Below are 21,242 nucleotides of genomic sequence, written 5' to 3' on the forward strand. Positions count from 1 at the left end.
ATTTCTGAAGAGTCAGGCAGCGTAGTTGGCGGACCACTGCTCAAGTATCGAGTGATAAGGTTTGATGAAGTGTTCCTCGACAAAGCGCCCCTGCTCGATAGCCAGCCGGCTACGTTCCTCTCGGTCGTAGACAATGCGCGTCAGCGAATAATCTTCATGCTTCAGGCTGGGCTGGTAGGATTTCCCTGCCGCAGAGTTCGCATTGTAGATTTCGGGGCGGTAGATCTTCTGGAAGGTATCCATGGTGCTGATGGTGCTGATCAGTTCAAGGTTGCTGTAGTCACCGAGCAGGTCGCCGGAAAAATAGAAGGCCAATGGCGCCACACTGTTCGGCGGCATGAAATAACGCACCTTCATGCCCATTTTGGCGAAGTAGTCATCGGTCAACGAGTGTTCATCTTGCTGATATTCATAACCCAGTACCGGGTGCTGGTTTTCAGTGCGATGGTAAGTCTTGCTGCTGGAAACGCTCAGGCAGATGACAGGCTGCTTGGCAAAGTGCTCTTTATAGGTTGTTGAACTGACGAAGTGCTTGAATAACTTTCCGTGCAGTTCTCCAAAATGCTCTGGCGTGCTGAACGCAGGCTGGTTTTTATTGTGCCACAGAAGCAGCACGCTAAAGTCGTAATCGCGCACGTAAGACGAAAAGTTGTTCCCCACCATGCCGGCCGTGCGCTCGCCGGTTTTTCGATCGACTATCTGTGTTTTCAACAGTTCGATCAGCGGCAGGCCGTTATCGGCGCTTTCGGCATCGATATTCATTTCGACGGAAATGATTTCAAGCTCGACGCTGTAACGATCCCCATTTGGATTGTCCCAGTGCGCCAAGGCATTGAAGCGGTTGTCAATCATCCGCAAGGTATTGCGCAAGTTTTGCTGACGACTCGCACCCCTCGCCAAGTTGGCGAAATTGGTCGTGAGACGGGTATTTTCGGAGGGCTGATAATTTTCGTCGAAGCGAATGCGCTTGATGGAAAATTCAAAATCCGTTTTCACCATGATCGGGGTCCCACTCAAATATTCATAAACACTGCAATTGGCATGTATTTTATGTGGCGGTACTGAGCGAGTGGAACTGAATTGATTTCACAAGCCCTTTAGTCGCGCTCATGACTGCTGCGCTGCTCAATACGACCAGCCAGGCAGAACAGCATGGGGCGATGCAATGAAAGTCGGCTTTGGGTCGAGAACGCAGCTTCCAGTGGCCTTCTGGCGCCAGGGGTCGATACTTCTCTGTACAGGCGTGCGCGCTGCGGGTTTCGCGCACTGCGGGAGGTGGTAGATGAACAAGTTATCGATTGTAGGTGCCGGCATGGTGGGCGAGGCGGCGGCCCAGGTCATCGCCCGGGAAGAGCTGTGCCGCGAGTTGATGTTGATCGATGTGCAGGGCGAGTTGGCGCAGGGCAAGGCGCTGGATGTGTGGCAGGCGGCCATCGAGTCGGGGTCCGATACCCGGGTGCTTGGCGGGTCCGATGCCAAGATGCTGGAAGGCTCCGACCTGGTGGTGATTACCGCGGGTGTGCCGCGCAAACCAGGGCAATCGCGTCAGGATGTGTTGAGCATCAACCTGCCTATTCTCGACAGCATCCTGCTGGATATCATGCGCCATGCGCCGGCGGCGACGCTGCTGGTGGTGTCGAACCCGGTCGACGTGCTGACCTATCGGGCCTGGTCCCGCAGTGGGCTGGTGCGCAACAAGGTATTCGGCCAGGCGGGGGTGCTGGATACCGCGCGCATGAAGTGTTTCATTGCCGAGGAAACCGGGTTTTCCGCCCGCGACATCACGGCGCTGGTACTCGGCGGCCATGGCGACAGCATGGTGCCGTTGATGCGCTACTGCGCGGTCGGTTCGGTGCCTTTGTCCCAGTTCCTGTCAACCGAGCAGATCGAGCGGATCGTGCAGCGTACCCGCCAGGGTGGCGGCGAGATTCTGGGCTTGAAGAAGCTGGGAAGCGCCTGCGATGCACCCGGTGTGGCCATCGCGCAGATGGTCGATGCCATCGCCAATGGGCGCAACCGCATTTTGCCGACGGTGGCGATCCTCGACGGCGAGTACGGGCGTAAGGATATCGCGATGGGTGTGCCTTGTGTGCTGGCAGAAGCAGGGATCAAGCGCGTGATCGAGCTGCCCCTGGATGCGCAGGAGCAGGCGATGTTCGATCATTCTGCCGACCAGGTGATGCGTGACATCGCAGAAATGAAAGCGATGTAAGCAGGTGAGCGTGTCGCAGCCCGCTCAGGCGCCTCCCTTGGCCTGCTGTTCCAGGTGCAACTGCAAGGTCGGATCGATTTGCAGTGCGCTGGCCAGTTCGTCAAGGTAGGCCCGCTCTGCGTCCTGCTGGTCATCCACCAGCATCACGCTGGCCAGGTACATCTCTGCGGCCATGGCCGGGTCCCGGGCGGACTGAGCCACCTGCACGGCATCGAGCGGCCTGCTGACTTCTTCATCCAGCCATTGCTGAAGTTGCGGGTCGCTGGTCTGACGTTTGATTTCGGCGTAGATCAGCTGCTCTTCCTGTTCGTCGATGCGGCCGTCCGCCTTGGCGGCCGCAATCAGCGCGCGCAGGATGGCATGGCTGTGGTCCTCGGCCTCGGGGCCGGACAATTGATCGACAGTACGCAGGGCCTGTTGCGGGGCTGCCGCCTGGCTGCGCTGCCAGCTTTGATAGGCCTGGAACGCCATCATGCCCAGCGACGCCAGGGCCGCGTAATTGGGGCCACCCGCGGAGCGCCCCTGGCCAGCGCTGCCGCCGCCACCCAACAGGCCGCCCAGCAAACCACCAAGGCCGCCGCCAGCCGAACTGCCGCCGCCGCCAAGCAGGCCGCCAAGCAAGCCACCCAAACCGCCCAGGCTGTCTGGCGATGAAGTGCCGCCGTTCCCTTGTTGCGCTTGCGAGCTTTGCCCGGCCCGGAGTAACTGCTCGAGCAGATCACTGGTGTTCATGGCGCCGCCCTCGGTTGGTAGTGGTTGCCCAGACAGCAACGATAGCCCTCTCAAGGCGATCTGCCATGACCGCCTGACCGATGGGAAACACGGGGTGATGCTCTGTTGGACTTGCGCTGGATGCTGCCGGATCGGGCAGGGGGGTGGCAGGGGGGTGGCAGGGAGTGGTAGTGGCAATCAGGCCACCGGGCAAGTCGCCTGGCGCGTGGATCAAGTGTTGGTGTTGCGCTGACGCGAACGTTGATATCGGTTAAAGCCGATCTGTATTGCTGCTGCCACCAGGCACAGCAGGCCGACTTTCAGCGTCGGGTCCATGGCGTAGTGTTCGCACACTTTGCCCACGGCAATCACGCTCACGAAAATGGCGATCGGTAACAACAGCTTTTGCATCCCATGCTCCTGGCATCGAGTCTTCAAGACTTCTGTGTGGTGGGCGAGGGTATCGCGTTGCCGACCAACAAGCAGCAATGCCGTGCAGCGCTTGCCGTCGCCGACGGTGCTGCTGGCCGGTATGATGGCGCCTGTGCATCAAGCCCGACCTACCCGGACAACCCAATGAACCGCCAGAAAAAGATCAAGCAGCTCCTTAAAGCCCACGCGAAAAAGGCCAGTGCCAAGTTGGCGCCGCGCAAGCCCAAATACATCTGCAAGGCCGACCGGGCGAAGCTGGCGGCCGAAGCCGGCGCCCTGGCAGATACCAGCGCCGAAAGCTGAACCTGCCCCTGCGCGCACTCATTGCGCGGCAAATCATCCGGCTGACGCAGGCCCGCTGATGGGCCTCAGCCCGGCAGCACCATCACCATCTCGTGCCAGGCCATGCCGCCATGGTCGGAAGCCGAAGGCTTGACGTAGCGGTAGCCCATGCGCGCATACAGCTCGACATGGCGCTCCTTGCACATCAGGTGAAGGGTGCGCTTGCCCATTGCCTGCATGCGCTCGACGAAGGTGCGCATCATCAGGCTGGCGTAGCCTTTGCCCTGGTGGGCCGGGTCGATCACCACCGACATGATCACGGCGTTGGGCGCCGCGCTGTCATGGCCCACCAGCTCCTTGAATGCCTCGTCGGACATCACTACCTTGTGGGCGCAGCCACAGTTGATGAAGCCGATCACTTGCCCCGCCAGTTCCATGATCAGGAAGCCTTGCGGGTACTGGGCGATGCGGGTGGCGATCTTCTCGCGGGTGGCGGCTTCGTCGCCTTCATAGGCGCTGATTTCGATTTCGAAACAACGGTCGACGTCGGCAGGGGTGGCGGTGCGGAAGGCGGGGAGGGGCATGGCGGTCTCGGGTAAAGAGTCAGAGGCCGCCATGATAGAAAATGCAGCGCAAGGGTGCTGCATTGTTTTTCAGCCATTACGGGCGCGCAGCGCCTGCGCCTGGCCCAGGCGGTACTGGTTGTCGCCGCTGCGCTTGGCTTCGTACATCGCCAGATCGGCAACATGGATCAGTTGGTCGCGGGTCTGCCCGTGATCGGGGAACAGCGCGATGCCCAGGCTGACGCCGACCCGTTGCAACCTTTCGCCCAGGCGGATGGGGGCCTCCAGCGGCAACAGCAACCGCTGCGCGATCACCCGAGCCTCTTCCTCGGGGGCGCGCTCGGCCGATAGGCCTTCCAGCACGGTGACGAACTCGTCGCCACCCAGGCGCGCCACGCTGTCCGAGTTGCGCAGTGCCTCGTGCAGGCGGGCCGCGGTGGCCTGCAGCACCTGATCGCCCGCTGCGTGGCCAAGGCTGTCGTTAATCGCCTTGAAGCCGTTGAGGTCAATAAATACCAGTGCAACACGGCTGTGGCTGCGCCGGGCCAAGGCCAGGGCACCCTCCAGGCGCTCCTCGAACACCAGGCGGTTGGGCAGGCCGGTCAGCGGGTCATGGTGTGCCAGGCGGTGCAACTGGTTGGCCCAGGCTTTCTCCTCGGTGATATCACGCACCACGCCCATCATCTTGATCGGCGTGCCACGTTCGTCCTTGACCACGTTGCCGGTCTCGCGCAGCCAGTGCAGCGTACCGTCCGGCCAGACCACCCGGTATTCCTCGTCGTGGTTCTCGCCGGTTTCGATGCAGCGCAATTCGCCGGCGCGCACATGGGCGCGATCGTCCGGGTGAACCGCGTTGCAGAACAGTTCGTAGCTCGGTGTCACTTCGTCGACCGCATAGCCGAACATGCCGTAGATGGCGTCGGACCAGTACAGATGGTTGGTGTCGATGTCCCAGTCCCAGGTGCCGATACGGGCGAAATACTGGCTGCGCTGGAAGCGTTCGGCCTCGGCCAGGATCGGACGGATCAGCAGCCATTGCCTGGCATTGGCCGTGCCTTGCTGGCTGATGTAAAGCGCGCGCGGTTGGCCATCGTCACCTGTGACCTGCACCGAGCCGGCTGGCGTGGCCAACTGCGGTAGGCGTTCTTGCAGGCGCAGGCCCAGCAGCGGCGTGTTGGCACAGCCAAGCAGTTCGGCCGCAGCCGGGTTGTGCCAGCACACCCGGCCATCACGGGCCAGCTGCACCATGCCCACGTCCAACCCTGCCAGCAGGGTGCGGTGCTGCTGGCGCTGGCGATGCAGCAGCCATAGCAGCGCCAGGCTGGGCAGGGTGGCGAGCAGGATGACGAACAGGGTAATCATCGGGCAGCGACTGATCCAAGAGGCTGAAAAATAGCTGCATTATGCCCAACTAATGATGGCAGTTCGCCGGCAAAGGTTATCAACCCTGTTTCACAGAACCAGCTAACCCGGATTACCCGCCTGAAGATGCGCCGCATCGATGTTGCACATCACATCGCGCAACTTCCCGATCAGCGACTGGCGCTCCAACGGTCCCCATTGCGCAATGTCGCTCTTGCGTGCCACTTCATCCCCCAGGGCAAAGGGCTGGGAGAAATACACCCGGCCGAACTGCGCCATTTCGTCCCGCTCGCAATTGATCACCCGGGTCGCCCGCGAACTGCGGATCGCTGGAGGTTTATCGCCGGGGGCGGCGGGCCCGAGGTAATTGTTGATCAGGTAGAACTGGCGCAAATTCCGATTGCCCTGGTACAGGGCGACCGAGTCGGCGTCGAAGTAGGTTGCCAGTTCGGCGTCCTCCAGCAGTTTGAACATGCCTTTTGGGGCCGTGGCCGGTGCTTCGGTCACGGCTTTGTGCGGCACAGTGCCGTGGGCGCATCCGCCCAGCAGCACTACAGCGGCCAGGCATGGCAGGCGCTTCATCGTGTGGTTCCTTGCGCCACATCCGGGCGTTCCTGCTGCAACAGACGCTCATCGACGCTGCCCTGCAACGAACAGAGCAAGCGGGTCTTGCCGTCCTCGACGCTGAGCATCAGCAGCTTTTCCGCAGAGCCCGCCGCCGGAGCGATGCCCTCGGCAGCGGAGGTATTGTCCTGCCAGGCGGAATTGGCGTTCAGCTTGATCCGTGGCCTGGAAATGAAGTACTCACCGGCCTCCTGCCAGTTGGCCTGCGGCAACTTGGCCATGACTTGCTCGCGGCTGGCATCGATTTCGAAGCCCCAGAAGTAGTAAGTGCCTTGCTTGCCCAGGTCCATGACCCGGTCGTAGTAGCTGGTCAGGCGCAGCCCCTGGTCGTCGACAGCGGGGGTGAAGTGCTGGAACGCGGTGTCGAAGTCGCGGCGGTCCGCCACCGGCAGCCAGGCCAGGCCGCGCTGATCGTCGCGGGCCAGCTTGACGGTCTTGCCCAGGTCGGCGCGCTGAGAATACAGGTGCTTGAAGAATGACGGCTCACACGAGACCAGGCTTTCGCTGAGGCCGCTGGCCAGTGCATTACCGGAACACATTGCGAGGAAAAGGGGCAGGGCCGCTTTGCTGCAGGAGAAGGATAAAAGGCGACGCATGTCCATTGCTTGGAGATTCCTGGTGGAGTGAAAGGGCGCGATTTTAATAGCGTCAGGACGCTGTTACAAACTCAGAAGCTACCAGCCTTGCGCATGCGGCCCTGGCCCCGCCAATGCCGGAAACAGCGGCAGCACCTCTTCGGCCAACTCCTGAATCACCTCCTGCGCCGGGCGCCGGGCCATCTGCACGCCCAGTGCCGCATGGTTGACCCCGGCCTCGCGCCATTCCCTCAGCAAATCGATCAACCCGTGGCGCCCGGTGCGCAGCACATAGCCGCCTTGCTGAGGCGTACGCGGGTAGTGCGGGTCGTCGTCCAGGTCGATCCACTCATTGGTCATGTGCGGGCGGAAGCCGCCGCCGGGGATCGCCGCGCGCCAGGCGCGGATCTTTTCGGCCAGGCGGCGTGGGCCGAGGCTGTTGTGGGTGGCGTCGGGGTAGGTGAGCCAGCCGTCGGCATGCTCGCCCAGCCATTGCAGGCTCTGGCGCGACGAGCCGGTTACCACCAGTGGGATGCGCCCGCTGACGGGCCTGGGCAGCAGCCGGGCAGCGCTGAGTTGCCCCAGCGGTGAGTCGATCGGCCCGGGGTGTTCGGCCAGCAGCCGGCGGAAGTAGTCCACGCTCTGCGCGAAGCGCTCGCCACGGCTGTGATGGTCAATCCCGTACGCGGGGAACTCTACCGGTCGGTCACCCGAGGCGATGCCCAGCACCAGGCGCCCGCCTGAAAGGCAGTCGAGGGTGGCGGCGGCCTTGGCCAGGTCGATGGGGTGGCGCAAGGCGAAGATCGCGCTGCCGGTCACCAGGGCGATGCGCCGGGTGTGGGCGGCCAGGTAGGCCAGGTAGGTGAAGGGGTCGAACACCTGCCCGGCGTCGCCGAAAGCTGGGTCGAACAACGGCACGTCGTGCACCCAGGCTGCCGCGAAGCCCAGCCGGTCGATCTCGCTGACCAGTTGCGCCTGCCCTTGGAGTACCGCCATGTCGCCGTCATAGAAGCGCAGCGGCAGGAAGATGCCCAGGGTCAACTGGTCGGGGGCGAACATGCGCCGGTAGCCGGGGTGATGGGCGAAGGCGGCGGCATTGGCGCCGCAGGGGGTGGTGTGCATGACCGTTCCTTGGTTGATGAGGGGTTTCATGGGCCGGTGGCCGGGGCGGGCAGGCGCAGGCCGCGCTGCACGGCGGGGTGCTGGTCGACTTGCCGGTACCAGCGGTTGAGGTGCGAGTGGCTGCTGAAATCGAAGCCCACCAACGCTGCGATATGCAGCCAGGCGAAGGTGGCGATGTCGGCGATCGAATAGGCTTCGCCAGCCAGCCACGGTCGGGTGGCAAGGTGCTGGTCGAGCGTGGCGAAGGTGCTCTCGGTAAGGTGGCGATAGCGCTGGATTGCCGCAGGGCAGGGCGTGGCCTCGAAGCATTCGAAGTGCACGCGCTGGCCAAGCAGAGGCCCCATGCTGGCGCTGTGGTACATCAGCCAGGTGATCGCCGCCCAGCGTGGCTGCGGCTGTGGGGCGAGCAGCTGGCCACTGAGCTGCGCCAGGTACAGCAGAATGGCGGCAGACTCGGGCAGGCCCATTTCTTCGAGGGCGATGGTTATCTTGAAACCGTTGGGCGAGCTGTCGGTGTAGAGAACAAGGGTGGGGTCGTGCATGCTGGATGCCTCAGGAAAACTAACGTAAGTTGTTTGGCCTGAGCGCTATCCTATGCATGCTGGCGTGAATACAGAAACGATAGCTTTAGCACCTAGCATTAGATTTTCTAAATAGAGGGATCCCATGGGAGCCGTTCTGCCACTGCTCGCCTTGCGCGCCTTCACCGAAGCCACCCGCTTGGGCAGCCTGAAAGCTGCCGCCGAGCACATGGGCGTCACCCCCGGGGCCATCAGCCAGCAAATCCGCCAGCTGGAGGACCGCCTCGGCGTCACCCTGCTGACCCGCAGCCGCCATGGCCTGCAGCTCACCGAAGCCGGGGCGAGCCTGTACCCCGGCCTTTCACGCGGTTTCGGCCAGATCGAGCGTGCGCTGCTCGATCTCGAGATCCAGGCCAACGCCAACACCCTGACCATCAGCACGCAGCCCTCGTTCGCCGCCAGTTGGCTGGTGCCACGCCTGGCCAGTTTCAGCGCGCAGCACCCCGGCATCGAGGTGCGCGTGGAGGCGACGGCGCGGCTGGTCGACCTGCAGCGCGAACGCATCGACATCGCATTGCGCCATGGTTTGGGCGATTACCCAGGGCTTGTGTCGAAAACACTGCTATCGCCCGCGTTACTGCCAGTTGCCAGCCCCGCTTTGCTCGCCAGCGGGCCGGCACTGCACGCCCCTGAAGATTGCCTGCAGTACCCGTTGTTGCAGGATGCCGAGCGCGCAGACTGGGCGCTGTGGTTGCAGGCCCACGGCATCGAGCCCGACCACCGCAGCCGCCGCGGGCCGAGCTATGACGAGGACCTGCTGTTGCTGCGCGCCGCCGCCAGCGGCCAGGGTATCGCCCTGGTGCAGGCGCAGCTCGCCGAAGATGACCTGCGCAGCGGCAGGCTGGCGGTGGCCGTGGAGCGGCCCTGGCCATCACGCTTTGCCTACTATCTGGTCGCGCGCAAGGAGACCCTGAAACGCCCGCAGGTGCGGGCTTTCATAGACTGGATCGAGGGCCAGCTTGCAACCGGGGCAAGCTGAAAGTGGCAAGAACGGCCGGGAAGCCCGGCTGTCAGTTGCGCATCAACCGCAAGCCCCAATGCAAGTGACTGGCCGCAAAGGCCAGGCGGTCAGGCCAGGCTGGTGAGGTCCCCCTGGGCCAGTGCGACGCAGCGTTGCGCGAGCACATTCGTGGGGTCGACCAGGGCTACCCGGGCCGTGCCGATGGGAAAATCATCGGCCATTGGCAGGATCAGCGGCAGCTCGGTACAGCCAAGGATCAAAACGGTCGCACCTTGCTCCACCAGCTGTGCTGCCGCCGTGAGCAGGTCGTCCTTGCACTGGCCAGTTGTGTGTCCCGCCTTGACGCCTTGCTCACCGTAGATGGCGCGCATGACCAGCGCCTGCGCGGCCTCATCAGGCACCATCAGGTTCAAGCCGACCCGTTCTGCAGCCGCGTGGTAAACCCGGCTTTGCAGGGTGCCGGAGGTTGCCAGCAAGCCGACCTTGCAGGTGTTGCCATACGCCTGCCCAATGAACTCGATGGTTTGCGTCAGCATGTTGATGATCGGGATGTGCAGATGCCCCTGGATGCGCTCGACATAGGCATGCGCGGTGTTGCAGGGAATGGCGATGGCCTTGGCGCCTTCGCATTCCAGGCGCTTGCAGGTCGCGTACATGGCCACTGTCGGATCCATCTCCTGGCGCAGCAGATTGGCCGTTCGGTCGGGAATCTGCGGGTTGTGCTCGACCACCATCCTGATGTGGTCCTGGTCCCTGCCGGCTGGCGTGTTCTTGACCACCTTGCCCATGAAGTCGACGGTCGCCGCCGGGCCGACCCCGCCAACAATGCCCAGTTTGAACGGCGCGGCGGTTCGCATGGATTCACTGGATGCGGCGTAGTCGGCATACACCTGGTTCACATCGATGCAGCGGATGCCGCGTCGTTGCAGATCGGCTGCAACCAGGGAAATCTCCGTCATGCCCGGCAGCAGCAACTGTGCCCCTTGGCTGTTGAGGTCCAGGCAGGCCTGGTGAAGCCGCTCCAGCGCAACCCCGTCGAGGTGGCCGGCCTTGATGCCCGCAGGACCGTAGACAGCCTCCATCAGCGCCGCCTGATTGGCAGGCGACGGATACACCAGCGCAAAGTCGGCGCCGAAGTGCTGCTCGAACAGACCGGCAGCGCGGACGTAGTCCGAGGCCAGCACACCGAGGCGTGCACCTGGTTCGGCTACCTGGGCCAGGTGCTGCTTCAGCGCAGCCATCAGGTCGACAATCGGGATGTCCAGTTCCGCTTTCAGCTCATCCATGAACGTCTGGCTGGCGAAGCACGGAATCAGTACGGCATCCACCTCGCTGTCGGTATAGCCCTGGCAGACCTGAAAAACATACAGCTTGCGGGAGGTCATGCTGGCGTCGGTGCTCAGTGGCAGCGACAGGTCCTTGAAAGGATGTTGCTCGAACAGCAGGTGGTAGCGCCCCTGGTCCGCCAGCACCGGCTCACTCTTGAGCAACTTCAGGAACAAGTCCCCGCCCGCCAGCGAACCCAGGCCGCCGATGATGCCAAGCGTGCGGGTAGAGTGATTTTTTCTCGACGGTTTCATGTTCGGTTCATCCAGGCGGTAAGGGGAGTGGGCGGGGTGGTGGATCAGGCGTTCTGTGGGCGGCTGCCGGCGCTGTGCGCTTGAGGGGTGTCGCCGTGCTTGCTCTCCAGGTTGGCAATCACTGCCGTGGCAATGCTGTTACCCACTACGTTGGTGGCGGTGCGGCCCATGTCCAGGAACTGATCGATCGCCAGGATCAACAGCAGGCCCGCTTCCGGCAGATGGAACATGGGCAGGGTAGCTGCGACCACCACCACCGAAGCACGGGCAACGCCGGCCATGCCTTTGCTGGTGATCATCAGGGTCAGCAGGATGAGCAGTTGCTGGGTAAACGACAGATCGACGTTGTAGGCCTGGGCGATGAACATGATCGCGAAGGCCTGATACATCATCGAGCCGTCCAGGTTGAAGGAATACCCTAGGGGCAGGACGAAGCTGGATACGCGCTTGGGAGCACCGAATTTCTCCAGCGCATCGATGGTCTTGGGGTAGGCCGACTCACTGCTGGCAGTGGAAAACGCCAGCAGTACCGGTTCACGGATCAGCTTGCCGAGCGTGAACACCGGGCGGCCGAGGAAGCCGTAGCCGACCGCGAACAGCACCACCCAGAGCAGCAGGATGCCGATGTAGAACTGGCCGATCAGCTTGCCGTAATCGAACAGCAGGCCGATGCCTTGGGTGGTGACCGCAGCGGCGAGGGCGGCAAACACACCGACGGGGGCAAACATCATCACGTAGTCGGTAATACGGAACATCACCTTGGCCAGGTCGTCGACCAGGTCGCCGATTTTCTCGTTGCCCTGTTTTTTCACGTAGGCCAGTGCCAGGCCGAAGAACAGCGAGAACACCACGATCTGCAGGATCTCGTTGTTGGCCATGGCTTCTGCAATGCTGCGCGGGAAGACATGGCTGATGAACGTCTTGAGGCTGAAATCACCGGCGTTGACGGTCAACGCGCTGCCCGCCTGGGCCTGCTGGATACTCAGGTTGAGGTCAGCCCCAGGCTGGAAGACATTGACCAGCAACATGCCCAGGGCCAGCGAGAATAGCGAGGCACTGACGAACCAGATCATCGAGCGCAGACCAATGCGGCCTACCGAGCCGGAATTACCCAGGCTGCTGATGCCGGCCACCAGGGTGGCGAACACCAAGGGGGCGATGATCATCTTGATCATGCGCAGGAAGATGTCGGTGACCAGGCTGAAGTAGCCGGCAATCTCCTTTGCCGAATCAGGGGTGGGCGCAAATGTGTTGCAACCCCAACCGACGACGATGCCAAGCAGGATTGCCACGGCGATGTATTTGGGTAGTTTCTTGTTGTTCATCTCGACCTCATTGTTTTTGGGGCGCGTCGAAGCTCGTCCGGCGCTGTAGCTACAGCGGCGGGCCAGGTGTCGGGTCAGTCAGCGATTGGCGATCGGACAGGCTTTGGCGGCGGCCAGCGGATACTGAAACCGACAATCCAAAGGGCTGCGAAGGGTGTTCATGGCTGCTTCGTTCCAGCCAACACGCTCAGATTACGCCCTGTGCTTTGATGAGTTGATGAGGAAGCGCGATAGTTTGATGCGTTAATTTCATAGTTGTTCAAGTGCGGCCAATGTCGTCTAAATCATTGCATCAGGCAGTTAAGATTGTTTATCTCCAGGCTTGATTCTGGCTCGCTATTTAACGCTGGCCTGGAGTGGCGCCTTGAACAGTGCAAAACTTTCAGGGACATGCCGTTGCCGATCGAGTCAGCGCTGAACATTTGCCCGAGCCTGCCATGCAAACCAAGTGGATAGATGACCTGCTAGCGGTCGCCGAAACCAAGAACTTCTCCCGTGCCGCCGAGATCCGCTGCATCACCCAGTCCGCGTTGTCACGGCGGATCAAATCGCTCGAGGAGTGGGTGGGCGTCGATCTCGTCGATCGCGGTACTTATCCTGTGCAATTGACCAAGGCCGGCCAGATCTTCTGCAGCGAAGGGCGTGAAGCACTGTCGGCCTTCATGGACCTACGCTCGTCCTTGCGCCGCGGCGAGCGCATGCCCGGGCGGTCGATCCAGGTGATCGCCGGCCATACCCTGTCGATGACCTTCGTGCCGAAATGGTTTGCTGGCTTTCAGCGCCGCTATGGCTATTTCAATGCCCGGGTGCTGGCGGCCAATGTGCAGGAAGCGGTGATTGCCCTGGCGGAGGGGGGCTGCGACCTGATGATCGGCTACAGCCACCCACGCGCGCCGATCGTGCTCGACCCGGACAAATTCATCGGCTTGCGCCTGGGCCTTGATGCGTTCTTTCCGGTCTCGGCCCCCGACGCCGAAGGCCGGCCGTTGTTCGAACTGCCAGGGATCCCCGAGCAGCCCATTCCCTACCTGGCATACACCGCAACGTCGTTCCTCGGGCGGGTGGTCGACGTGATTATCCAGGCTGAACAACGCCAGCCCGAACTCAACCGTTTTTACGAAGCCGACATGGCCATGCACCTGTTGCGCATGGCGCGTGAAGGCTACGGCATCACCTGGGTCCCCGAATCGGCGGTGGAGGAGGAGATTGCTGCGGGCAAACTGGTGCGCGCAGGCGGGCCTGAATGGTCTGCGCAGCTGGAGATCTGGTCGTTTCGCTCCATCGGCAATACCAACCAGACGATGCTGGACCTGTGGAAGTCGCTGGAGAAGGACACGCGTTGAAGGCACGCGCATGGGGTGCTGTATGAAACAAATGCAGCCGGTCTGTATCTATCGATGAGTGCTGCGCAGCGGTAAGTTCGAGGCCCTCATTCACAGGAGTCGAACATGCAACTGACCGCCATTCCCTTCGGCACTACCGACTGGTCGCAGATCGAGCCTGTCGCGCACCCCGGCGAGGTGGGCACCGCGTACTGGCGCACCTGCCAGTTCGGCAGCATCCGTGTGCGACAGGTGGAGTACAGCGCCGGCTACGTCGCTGACCATTGGTGCAGCAAGGGCCATATCCTGCTGTGCCTGGAGGGCCAGCTGGACACCGAACTGGACGATGGCCGGCGCTTCACGCTGAAGGCCGGTATGAGCTATCAAGTCGGCGACAACGCCGAGGCGCATCGCTCATCCACCTTGATCGGGGCCAAGTTGTTCATCGTGGATTGAAGGGTTGCCGCCAGTTAGTGCGCCAAAATCATTGACTCCGGAATGCCAGATTCAGGGAAACCTGGATTGCTGTGAACGGCTTCAACGGGTTGATGGCGTGATGTTGGGAACGGCAGATATCGACCCGTAGCTGACAGTCATGCCAGAGGTGATCTCTGTGGGAGCGGGTTTATCGAGGCGTCGAATCGCCGCGAACACGGGCGAAGCCCGTGCCACTCTCCGCGTCGCCTGCTTCGCGGGTAAACCCGCTCCCACAAGGTTCGCGCCAGCCTCGAAAAATGAGCAAGAGCAGCACCATCGCAATGGCAGCTTTGGGTCGAAAGCTGACCGTAGTGGATGAGCTCTATCGACCCAAAGCTGACGCTCATAGGGCCTGTCTCAGCCATGGCCCACGCAGCTTGATCCACGATAGAGGCACAGAGGGTTAGCCGCTCGTCAGGCCCGCCAGCTATCGCCACTGGCTATCGAGCGCGCCTCGTTGCGTAGCCGCCAATGCGATCTAGACTGCCAAGGTCACGGAGCCGGAATGTTGAGCGTGTGCGTTTAACGACTGCCCACCGTAGTTCGCAAGTTCGCCTCCTTCGCGAATTAAAAACGCAAGGATGTCGACGATGCCCTATTCGATGAAATTGCTTTGCGCCGCTGTCTTGTTCATTTCCCAGAGCGCGCCAGTGCTTCACGCTGCCGAGCAGGCGCCCACCCCTGCATCGCCAATCACCCAACCAGCCACTGGGGTACTGATACACCCAGAGTACGCAAAGGCGATAGCGCGTATGGCTTACATCTGGGGATGGCCGATGGTGAACATGCTCAATCGCAACGACACCATCACCAGGGCTCCGCATCCTGGCCTGCTGGGCGGCATCCTGCCAGTGGCGCCGCAAGGCCAGCTGGGCATGCTGCATGACTACATCACCCCGGCCGAAACCTTCGTCACCTGCCCGAACCAGGACGTGGTGTATGGGCTGGGCTTCTTCTCCCTTGATGACCAACCGGTGATTGCCCAGGTACCGGACTTCGGGGAGCGCTTCTGGGTCTATTCGATCTATGACCAACGCACCGACCAGGTGGGCGAATTAGGCAAGCCTTATGGCAGCAAACCGGGCTTCTACCTGTTGGTGGGGCCGAACTGGAAAGGCGAAAAACCCGAAGGGGTGGAAGTGATCATCCGCAGCCCCACTGCGTTGGCTAACGCCATTCCGCGCATCTTCCTGGATGACACTGCCGCAGATCGGGCCGCGATCCAGGAGAAACTCAACCAGGTTGCCTTCTACCCGCTGAAGGATTTCGACGGGAAGATGAAGAGCATCGACTGGAAGAACACCCCGGACATTCCCAATCCGAACGCTGCCAAAGCCAGCGGCGGGGAAACCAGATGGGTGATTCCCGAGAAGTTCTTCGACCAACTGCCCAAAGTGCTGGACATGGTGCCGCCGCTGCCGGGTGAGGAGGCGCTCTACGGTCAGTTCCGCTTGCTCATGGAGAGTACAGCCAAGGATCCGGCGCTCAAGAAACTGCTGGTGCAGACCGCAGTGGAAAGTGAGAAGGACATCATCAAGCCGTTCTTCGAGTGGAAGCACAACGGGCGCCCGGCGGGTAACGGGTGGAACCGCTCCACCAACAACGCCCAGTTCGGCATCGACTACTTCAACCGTACCGGCACCGCCAAGTCGAACATGTTCGACAACCGCCCGAACGAAACCCAGTACTTCTATACCGACTTCGATAATGCCGGCGCCCCGCTCAACGGCGCGCACAGCTATGAAGTGAACTTTGCCGCCGGCCAGGAGCCGCCGGTGAACGGTTTCTGGTCGCTGACGCTGTACAACGAAAAACACCTGTTCAGCAGTAACCAGCTCAACCGCTATTCCCTGGGCACCAAGAACAAGGACCTTAAGCGCAACGCCGACGGTTCGCTCACGCTTTATATCGCTCCCACCTCACCCGGTAAGGGCAAGGAGAGCAACTGGCTGCCTTCGCCGAAGGAGCCGGTCTCTTTGTACATCCGCGCTTACTGGGGCAAGGAACCGATCCTCGATGGCAGCTGGCAACCGCCGGTGATCAAGAAGATCAAGTAAGCCACTGAGCCGATAAATAGGACCGTCGGTGGCAACGTATGAGGTGCCGCCTTGTACTGGAGGTTTCTTTCATGAGTTCGATGCAACGTATGTTCGCACTGTCTGCGCTGGTTGCTTCGCTGACGGCCATGCCAATGGTGCAGGCGGCCGATCAGGCGCCGGCTTCGCCGCTGATCAAGCAGATCAACAACGGCAATTGGCTTGATCCCAAGGAAGCCGAGAGCCTTCGCGATGAGCTGTATTACCAGCGTGCGGTCTTCGCCTACATGACGATGCTGCCGGCGCTCAACACCATCGGCATGAAGGATGGCTCGGAGCAAGCATTCGGCGCCGGCTACAACGTGCTGCCGATCTGGAAGCAACGCATGGACGCACGGACCATGGTGCCCACGCCCAACGCCGACGTGATCTATTCCATGAGCTATCTGGATCTCAAGCAGACGGGGCCGTTGGTGGTGAAGGCGCCGGCGAATGTCATCGGCATGTTTACCGATTTCTTCCAGAGAACACTCACCGACGTGGGGGCAGTGGGGCCAGACCGTGCGCGTGGCGGTCTTTACCTGCTGTTGCCTCCGGACTACAACGGGCCGGTGCCTGGTGGCTACTTCGCGGTCAAGTCGCGGACCTACAACGTTTTCCTGTTCTTCCGCACTGTGATGGCCAAAGGCGAAGGCAAGCCGGACCCCGCACCGGCGGTCAAGAACGCCGAACTGACCCGCGTCTATCCGCTGTTCACGGTGGAGAAAGACGTGAAGCCCATGGAGTTCCCCGACGCCAGTGGCAAGGCGCTGAACATGATGTACCCGGTGGACAACAACTACTGGGCCAAGCTCAAGGCCTTCGTCGACTATGAACCGGTCGAAGCCATTGATCCCGAACTGCGCGGCGTGCTGGCGTCCATCGGCATCATCAAGGGCGCGCCGTTCAAGCCTACGGACAAGCAGCAAGAACTACTGAAAAAGGCGGTGGAAACCGCACCGAAAATGATCCTCGCCAACCGCCAGTTGGGGCGCGAAGACAAACGCAATCTCTACTATCAGGACCGTCAGTACGAGAACACCTGGGCCGGTGGCACCAATGACTGGATGCAAGAAAGCTACCTGGACGTAAACCAGCGCGCCAACTTCTTCCAGTTCGCCTATTCCTCGGCACCGGCGATGGTGATGCACACCACGGGGGCTGGCTCGAAGTACCCGTTCACAGGGCGTGACAAGGATGGCAAGTTTCTCGAGGGCGGGGGTACCTACAAGCTGCGCCTGCCGCCGAATCCACCCGCTGCGCTGTTCTGGGCGGTGACCGCTTACAACATCACAGACGGCACCATGCCCGAGACGAAACAGCTGTTGCCATCCACCAATGGCTACTACGACATCCCCAAACAGCAGGATGGCTCTATCGAGATCTGGTTCGGCCCCGAGAAACCGGCGGATGTTGCCGATGCAGCGTTCATCCAGACAATCCCTGGCCGCAACTTCCTGGTAGCACTGCGCTTGTACGGCACCGAAGACGCCTTCTACGACCAGACCTGGAAACCGGATGACGTGGTGAAGATCAAGTAACGCCTCTGGCCAGGCTGGCGGTTTGAGCTGTGCGCCAGCGAACCAATCCAATGACAGCAATAGGTCGATGGCAGCTGGTCGCGGACGAGCGCTTTCGACCCATAGCTGAGAGTCATGCCAGAGGTGATCTCTGTGGGAGCGGGTTTATCGAGGCGTCGAACCGCCGCGAACACGGGCGAAGCCCGTACCACCCTCCGCGTCGCCTGCTTCGCGGGTAAACCCGCTCCCACAAGGTTCGCGCCAGCCTCGAAAAATGAGCAAGAGCAGCACCATCGCAATGGCAGCTACGGGTCGTTAGCGGTCAGTCGCAGATGGCTGCCCACGCCCCATGGCTGCTGTTCGTTAAGTGCGGCTAACGGCCAATAGCGGTCATTCGCCGTTATCAAAATCTAGGGGATTCAGCTGCCTTGGTCACTCGAGATGCTGGTGTCTGGATACAGTCCTCCAAAAACCCAAAGCCCCGCTATCGCGGGGCTCAACACAAATGGAAGCACGCGGTCAGAACGACTCGACTGGCTTCTTGGCTTGTTGAACAAGCTTGTTTTCGTCCAGTTTCGGAAAAGAAAACTTAATGATGATGCTGGACTCGTCACCCTCGCCAGAGACGATCAAATCAGCGCCCCTAATATTGGCAGGTGCTGATTTCATCAAACTATGGACGTTGGCGGCCCGCTTGTCGGGGGTGATCCCTTCAACAAAGGAGTAGGTCAACTCATTGGCGGCCAACGCAACATTCTCGTAGTTCGTGAGCTTGGCTGTGTATTCATCCTTGTTTTTTGCTTTACCCGCGAACTCAATGATATCCAGCACGGATTTCCCGTCGGCGAGCGACACCAGAGTAAATGTTTTTGCAAGAGCGCCAATGGCGCGACCGAACAGGTCACGATCGTAGGGTGCAAGCAGCGAAACCATAATCAGTTTGTCACCACTGAAAATCAGGGCGGCTGTGAACTTCTGATCCAGAAAATCCACATCGTCCAGGCATCGTGCAGTAGCGCCTATATCAGTTGAACAGTCGTAGTAGCCTGCTGCCTCGGTATATTTGGCAATCGGCGTGTCATAAGCATATTTTTTGAACAGGTTGTCTTCAGCCACCGCATTCTGCATGCCGGCCAACATCCCCATAACGCCCAGCGCTGCAGCAAGTGCTTTCTTTGACATGGATCCCTTCCCGAAAGAGCATTGAGGTTGATGGCTAGATGCTATCAGTCAGGTATGCACCGCTCAATACCGGCATGTCACTTGCTAGTGGACAGGGGGCAGATTCGGCAGCCCATTCGGTGACGCCGCAGGCAATCTGTCAGTCTCGCCACAGGCGAACCGCGAAATCTCAGTGCCTGCGCACTCTAGATCGAGAGCCGCCCTTCGCGACCTGCGGCTCTCGACAGGCCCGGCGCATCGAGCTTGCATTGAACTACTTGCGCTTCAATTGCAGCTGGGACTGTTTCATTCGAAGAGCCGGGGCTTAGGAGGCGGCTGAGCGATTCTTTCCCTGCGTACACGGATTAAAAATCTGGCGAATACTCTCGCTGGTTCCTACATAGGCTTGGGTGCCTGGAACCGCAACAGCCGAGTAATTCTTACGATCGGTGACCTGAATAAAATTTCCTTGCGCAGCCGTGAAACTCTCAGTATTTGGCGGCACTAGCACGCTCAGGAACTGGGCTTTCTTGTCGAGGGCCAAGGCACCGCCCACGGTAATGGGCGCCAGCATGGCGGCCCAACGTTCACTGAATAAGTAGAAGGTATCGGCTGCGGCTCTGCCACTTTGCAGGTGGGCACATTGCACATCGCTTGCTTTGATGACTTCAGCTTGCTGGTAGGCACCGCCCTGATAAAGGGCCAGCACTAGCTTGCTCTTGGTCAGCACACCCAGGCCTTGCTTGGGTCTGCACACTTGCAAGTCACCATAGGGAAATATGCACCAGTTGGTTTCGGTGACTGTGACGATTTCGTCTGCATTGAGCTTTAGATCGCGTTCAATATTGGCGCGGGCTTCGGGGGTCTCGTAAGGGATGGCACAGGCGCTCAATAGAGATGCGAGGGTCAGGGCGAGTAGCGGGGTTCTCATCAAGCGTCCTTTGCTGCTGGAAGGTATCGGTAAATGACGAATATTTTCTGCACGTGTCTTCCTTCAATATTCTACGAGTCAAGCAATCGTAAGGGCAGGAGAAAATAGCCGTCGTCGAAATTGGGATTTGACACAAGAACGCGGACGATGTCATCTGCAAACTCCGGCCGCTGATGACGGCTGAGCAAGTCCTCCACCGGTCTGCGCACGGAAAAATTATACAGTTCGCGCTGAGTTTAAAGAGTTGTTGGAGAGGCTGCTAAAACTCGTCGTTTGAATGTCTCGACAGCTGGGTACCTTAAGAAACGTATGGTCATCCATCGTTGTGGGAACGGCGTACCGCCGCTCCCACAAAACGTTTCGTACAGAGCCTAAGCGAGCACTTGCGTGGCCGGTAGACCGAGCTCGCCGGGCGTCTCATCTACCCGCCAGCAGTCGTCATGTGACATTCGCCCCACCCGTTGTTCATTCGGATGCAAACGACGGTCGCTCCGCGAACCATGCCACCGCCAGCGCCTTGAACGCCTCGGCCGAAGGCGTCAGTGGATAGCGCTGATCATGCGCCAGCACGATGCTATGGGTTGGCAGTTTCTCCTGAGTCGGCCGACAGACCAGCGCTTGGCCATCATAACTACGGTCACCGAATGGTCGGGTATAGATCAGCGCCACGCCAAAGCCATTGGCGACCAGGCTGCGCTGCAACTCGAAGGTGCGCACACGGTGCACAACGGCGGGGGAGAGGTCGTAAAAGCTGAACAGATCCAACACATGCTGCCAACTGTGAACCTGATCGGTGACTACCAGGGTGTATTCGGCTAGCGCTTTGAGGCTGACGCGTGACTGCTTGGCCAACGGATGATCGGCCGACAGCAGCACCTGGGCGGTCAGCTGGCACAACTGCGTGCAATGCGTGTTCGGCGGTAAACCCAAGTCATAGGTGATGGCCAGTTCTATCGCGCCCTCACTGAGCCGCTTGCCCACATAGTCGAAGCTGCCATCGCGCATATCGACCGTGACCCTTGGGCAGGACTCCTGCATCCGTCGCACGATTTGTGGCAGGCAATAGGGCGCCAGATCTTCGAAACAGCCGACCACCAGTTCGCCGACACACTCGCCGGCATTGGCATGGATTTCGGCAAAGGTCTGGGCTTCTGCCAGCACGCGACGGGCCTGGACCATGACGGTACGCCCGAATGGGGTCAGCGATATCCCGAGGCCACGTTGGCGTATGAAGATTGCTTGACCCAGCACCTCCTCCAGTTCGGTGATGGCCGCCGAGATGGAAGGTTGTGAAACATGAAGCTCCATGGCGGCAGTGGTGAGGTTTCCGTGCTTGGCCGCTGCGAGCGCGTAGCGAAGCTGCCTGAGTGTGAACCTCATAGGTTTTTCCTTGGTGATGCATCAGGACTTATTATTTTATCCTTTT

At 60.6% G+C, this 21,242-nt stretch carries 21 protein-coding genes; 7 read left to right on the plus strand and 14 right to left on the minus strand.

Going from position 1 to position 21,242, the window contains the following annotated elements; translation table 11 throughout:
- Positions 1 to 12 precede the first annotated feature (12 nt).
- The gene (locus tag ABE459_RS08635) at positions 13 to 996 is read right to left on the minus strand and encodes a DUF1852 domain-containing protein (protein WP_323831339.1); all 984 of its coding nucleotides are present in this window, start codon (positions 994 to 996) and stop codon (positions 13 to 15) included.
- A gap of 286 nt (positions 997 to 1,282) precedes the next feature.
- On the opposite strand from ABE459_RS08635, the gene ABE459_RS08640 reads away from it, so the two are divergent.
- Complete coding sequence (locus ABE459_RS08640) at positions 1,283 to 2,212, plus strand: malate dehydrogenase (protein ID WP_323831281.1); 930 nt, start codon at positions 1,283 to 1,285, stop codon at positions 2,210 to 2,212.
- A gap of 24 nt (positions 2,213 to 2,236) precedes the next feature.
- On the opposite strand, the gene ABE459_RS08645 is transcribed toward ABE459_RS08640, so the two are convergent.
- Together ABE459_RS08645 and ABE459_RS08650 are read right to left on the minus strand one after the other, a co-directional pair.
- Positions 2,237 to 2,944 carry a tellurite resistance TerB family protein gene (locus ABE459_RS08645; protein ID WP_125463568.1) on the minus strand — a complete coding sequence of 236 codons (708 nt, stop codon included), beginning with the start codon at positions 2,942 to 2,944 and terminating at the stop codon, positions 2,237 to 2,239.
- 210 nt (positions 2,945 to 3,154) lie between these two features.
- Positions 3,155 to 3,334 carry a hypothetical protein gene (locus ABE459_RS08650; RefSeq protein ID WP_125463569.1) on the minus strand — a complete coding sequence of 60 codons (180 nt, stop codon included), beginning with the start codon at positions 3,332 to 3,334 and terminating at the stop codon, positions 3,155 to 3,157.
- Between the two features lie 165 nt (positions 3,335 to 3,499).
- Between ABE459_RS08650 and ABE459_RS08655 the strand changes: the two genes are divergently transcribed.
- Positions 3,500 to 3,658, plus strand: coding sequence for a DUF2986 domain-containing protein (locus ABE459_RS08655; RefSeq protein WP_125858199.1), 159 nt, complete (start codon positions 3,500 to 3,502; stop codon positions 3,656 to 3,658).
- A gap of 65 nt (positions 3,659 to 3,723) precedes the next feature.
- Here ABE459_RS08655 and ABE459_RS08660 read toward each other — a convergent pair whose 3' ends face one another.
- From ABE459_RS08660 to ABE459_RS08685, 6 genes are all read right to left on the minus strand, one after another.
- A complete protein-coding gene (locus ABE459_RS08660; protein WP_323831279.1) occupies positions 3,724 to 4,221 on the minus strand; it encodes a GNAT family N-acetyltransferase in 498 nt (165 codons plus the stop codon).
- 69 nt (positions 4,222 to 4,290) lie between these two features.
- Entirely contained in the window at positions 4,291 to 5,562 is a 1,272-nt protein-coding gene (locus ABE459_RS08665; protein ID WP_323831277.1) for a diguanylate cyclase, read from the minus strand.
- Positions 5,563 to 5,664: 102 nt separating this feature from the next.
- Positions 5,665 to 6,144, minus strand: coding sequence for a surface-adhesin E family protein (locus ABE459_RS08670; RefSeq protein WP_125463572.1), 480 nt, complete (start codon positions 6,142 to 6,144; stop codon positions 5,665 to 5,667).
- Positions 6,141 to 6,788: a hypothetical protein gene (locus ABE459_RS08675; RefSeq protein WP_258706205.1), complete on the minus strand. Its 648-nt coding sequence runs from the start codon at positions 6,786 to 6,788 to the stop codon at positions 6,141 to 6,143. The genes ABE459_RS08670 and ABE459_RS08675 overlap by 4 nt, the downstream gene beginning before the upstream one ends.
- A 72-nt stretch (positions 6,789 to 6,860) precedes the next feature.
- Positions 6,861 to 7,883, minus strand: coding sequence for an LLM class oxidoreductase (locus ABE459_RS08680; protein ID WP_323831274.1), 1,023 nt, complete (start codon positions 7,881 to 7,883; stop codon positions 6,861 to 6,863).
- 26 nt (positions 7,884 to 7,909) lie between these two features.
- A complete protein-coding gene (locus ABE459_RS08685; RefSeq protein WP_346648014.1) occupies positions 7,910 to 8,425 on the minus strand; it encodes a glutathione S-transferase C-terminal domain-containing protein in 516 nt (171 codons plus the stop codon).
- Positions 8,426 to 8,549: 124 nt separating this feature from the next.
- Between ABE459_RS08685 and ABE459_RS08690 the strand changes: the two genes are divergently transcribed.
- Positions 8,550 to 9,443: a LysR substrate-binding domain-containing protein gene (locus tag ABE459_RS08690; protein WP_323831271.1), complete on the plus strand. Its 894-nt coding sequence runs from the start codon at positions 8,550 to 8,552 to the stop codon at positions 9,441 to 9,443.
- An 89-nt stretch (positions 9,444 to 9,532) separates the two neighbouring features.
- On the opposite strand, the gene ABE459_RS08695 is transcribed toward ABE459_RS08690, so the two are convergent.
- The gene (locus ABE459_RS08695) at positions 9,533 to 11,005 is read right to left on the minus strand and encodes an amino acid racemase (RefSeq protein WP_323831270.1); all 1,473 of its coding nucleotides are present in this window, start codon (positions 11,003 to 11,005) and stop codon (positions 9,533 to 9,535) included.
- A gap of 44 nt (positions 11,006 to 11,049) precedes the next feature.
- Complete coding sequence (locus ABE459_RS08700) at positions 11,050 to 12,330, minus strand: dicarboxylate/amino acid:cation symporter (protein ID WP_323831269.1); 1,281 nt, start codon at positions 12,328 to 12,330, stop codon at positions 11,050 to 11,052.
- Between the two features lie 437 nt (positions 12,331 to 12,767).
- Here ABE459_RS08700 and ABE459_RS08705 point away from each other — a divergent pair, with 437 nt between their 5' ends.
- From ABE459_RS08705 to ABE459_RS08720, 4 genes are all read left to right on the plus strand, one after another.
- A complete protein-coding gene (locus ABE459_RS08705) occupies positions 12,768 to 13,673 on the plus strand; it encodes a LysR substrate-binding domain-containing protein (RefSeq protein WP_125858208.1) in 906 nt (301 codons plus the stop codon).
- A 105-nt stretch (positions 13,674 to 13,778) separates the two neighbouring features.
- Positions 13,779 to 14,108 carry a DHCW motif cupin fold protein gene (locus tag ABE459_RS08710; RefSeq protein ID WP_323831268.1) on the plus strand — a complete coding sequence of 110 codons (330 nt, stop codon included), beginning with the start codon at positions 13,779 to 13,781 and terminating at the stop codon, positions 14,106 to 14,108.
- Positions 14,109 to 14,881: 773 nt separating this feature from the next.
- Positions 14,882 to 16,186: a DUF1254 domain-containing protein gene (locus ABE459_RS08715; protein ID WP_323831267.1), complete on the plus strand. Its 1,305-nt coding sequence runs from the start codon at positions 14,882 to 14,884 to the stop codon at positions 16,184 to 16,186.
- 71 nt (positions 16,187 to 16,257) lie between these two features.
- Positions 16,258 to 17,745 carry a DUF1254 domain-containing protein gene (locus ABE459_RS08720; protein WP_323831266.1) on the plus strand — a complete coding sequence of 496 codons (1,488 nt, stop codon included), beginning with the start codon at positions 16,258 to 16,260 and terminating at the stop codon, positions 17,743 to 17,745.
- A 498-nt stretch (positions 17,746 to 18,243) separates the two neighbouring features.
- Here the strand turns inward: ABE459_RS08720 and ABE459_RS08725 are convergent, their stop codons facing one another.
- The 3 genes from ABE459_RS08725 to ABE459_RS08735 all read right to left on the minus strand — a co-directional run bounded on the left by ABE459_RS08725 (position 18,244) and on the right by ABE459_RS08735 (position 21,196).
- Complete coding sequence (locus tag ABE459_RS08725; protein ID WP_125463581.1) at positions 18,244 to 18,906, minus strand: hypothetical protein; 663 nt, start codon at positions 18,904 to 18,906, stop codon at positions 18,244 to 18,246.
- A 304-nt stretch (positions 18,907 to 19,210) separates the two neighbouring features.
- Positions 19,211 to 19,816, minus strand: coding sequence for a hypothetical protein (locus tag ABE459_RS08730; RefSeq protein WP_323831265.1), 606 nt, complete (start codon positions 19,814 to 19,816; stop codon positions 19,211 to 19,213).
- Positions 19,817 to 20,281: 465 nt separating this feature from the next.
- Entirely contained in the window at positions 20,282 to 21,196 is a 915-nt protein-coding gene (locus ABE459_RS08735; protein WP_323831264.1) for a LysR family transcriptional regulator, read from the minus strand.
- Positions 21,197 to 21,242: the final 46 nt, after the last annotated feature.

It is taken from the genome of Pseudomonas sp. TWI923, from assembly GCF_039673365.1.
Taxonomy (GTDB): Bacteria; Pseudomonadota; Gammaproteobacteria; order Pseudomonadales; family Pseudomonadaceae; genus Aquipseudomonas; species Aquipseudomonas sichuanensis.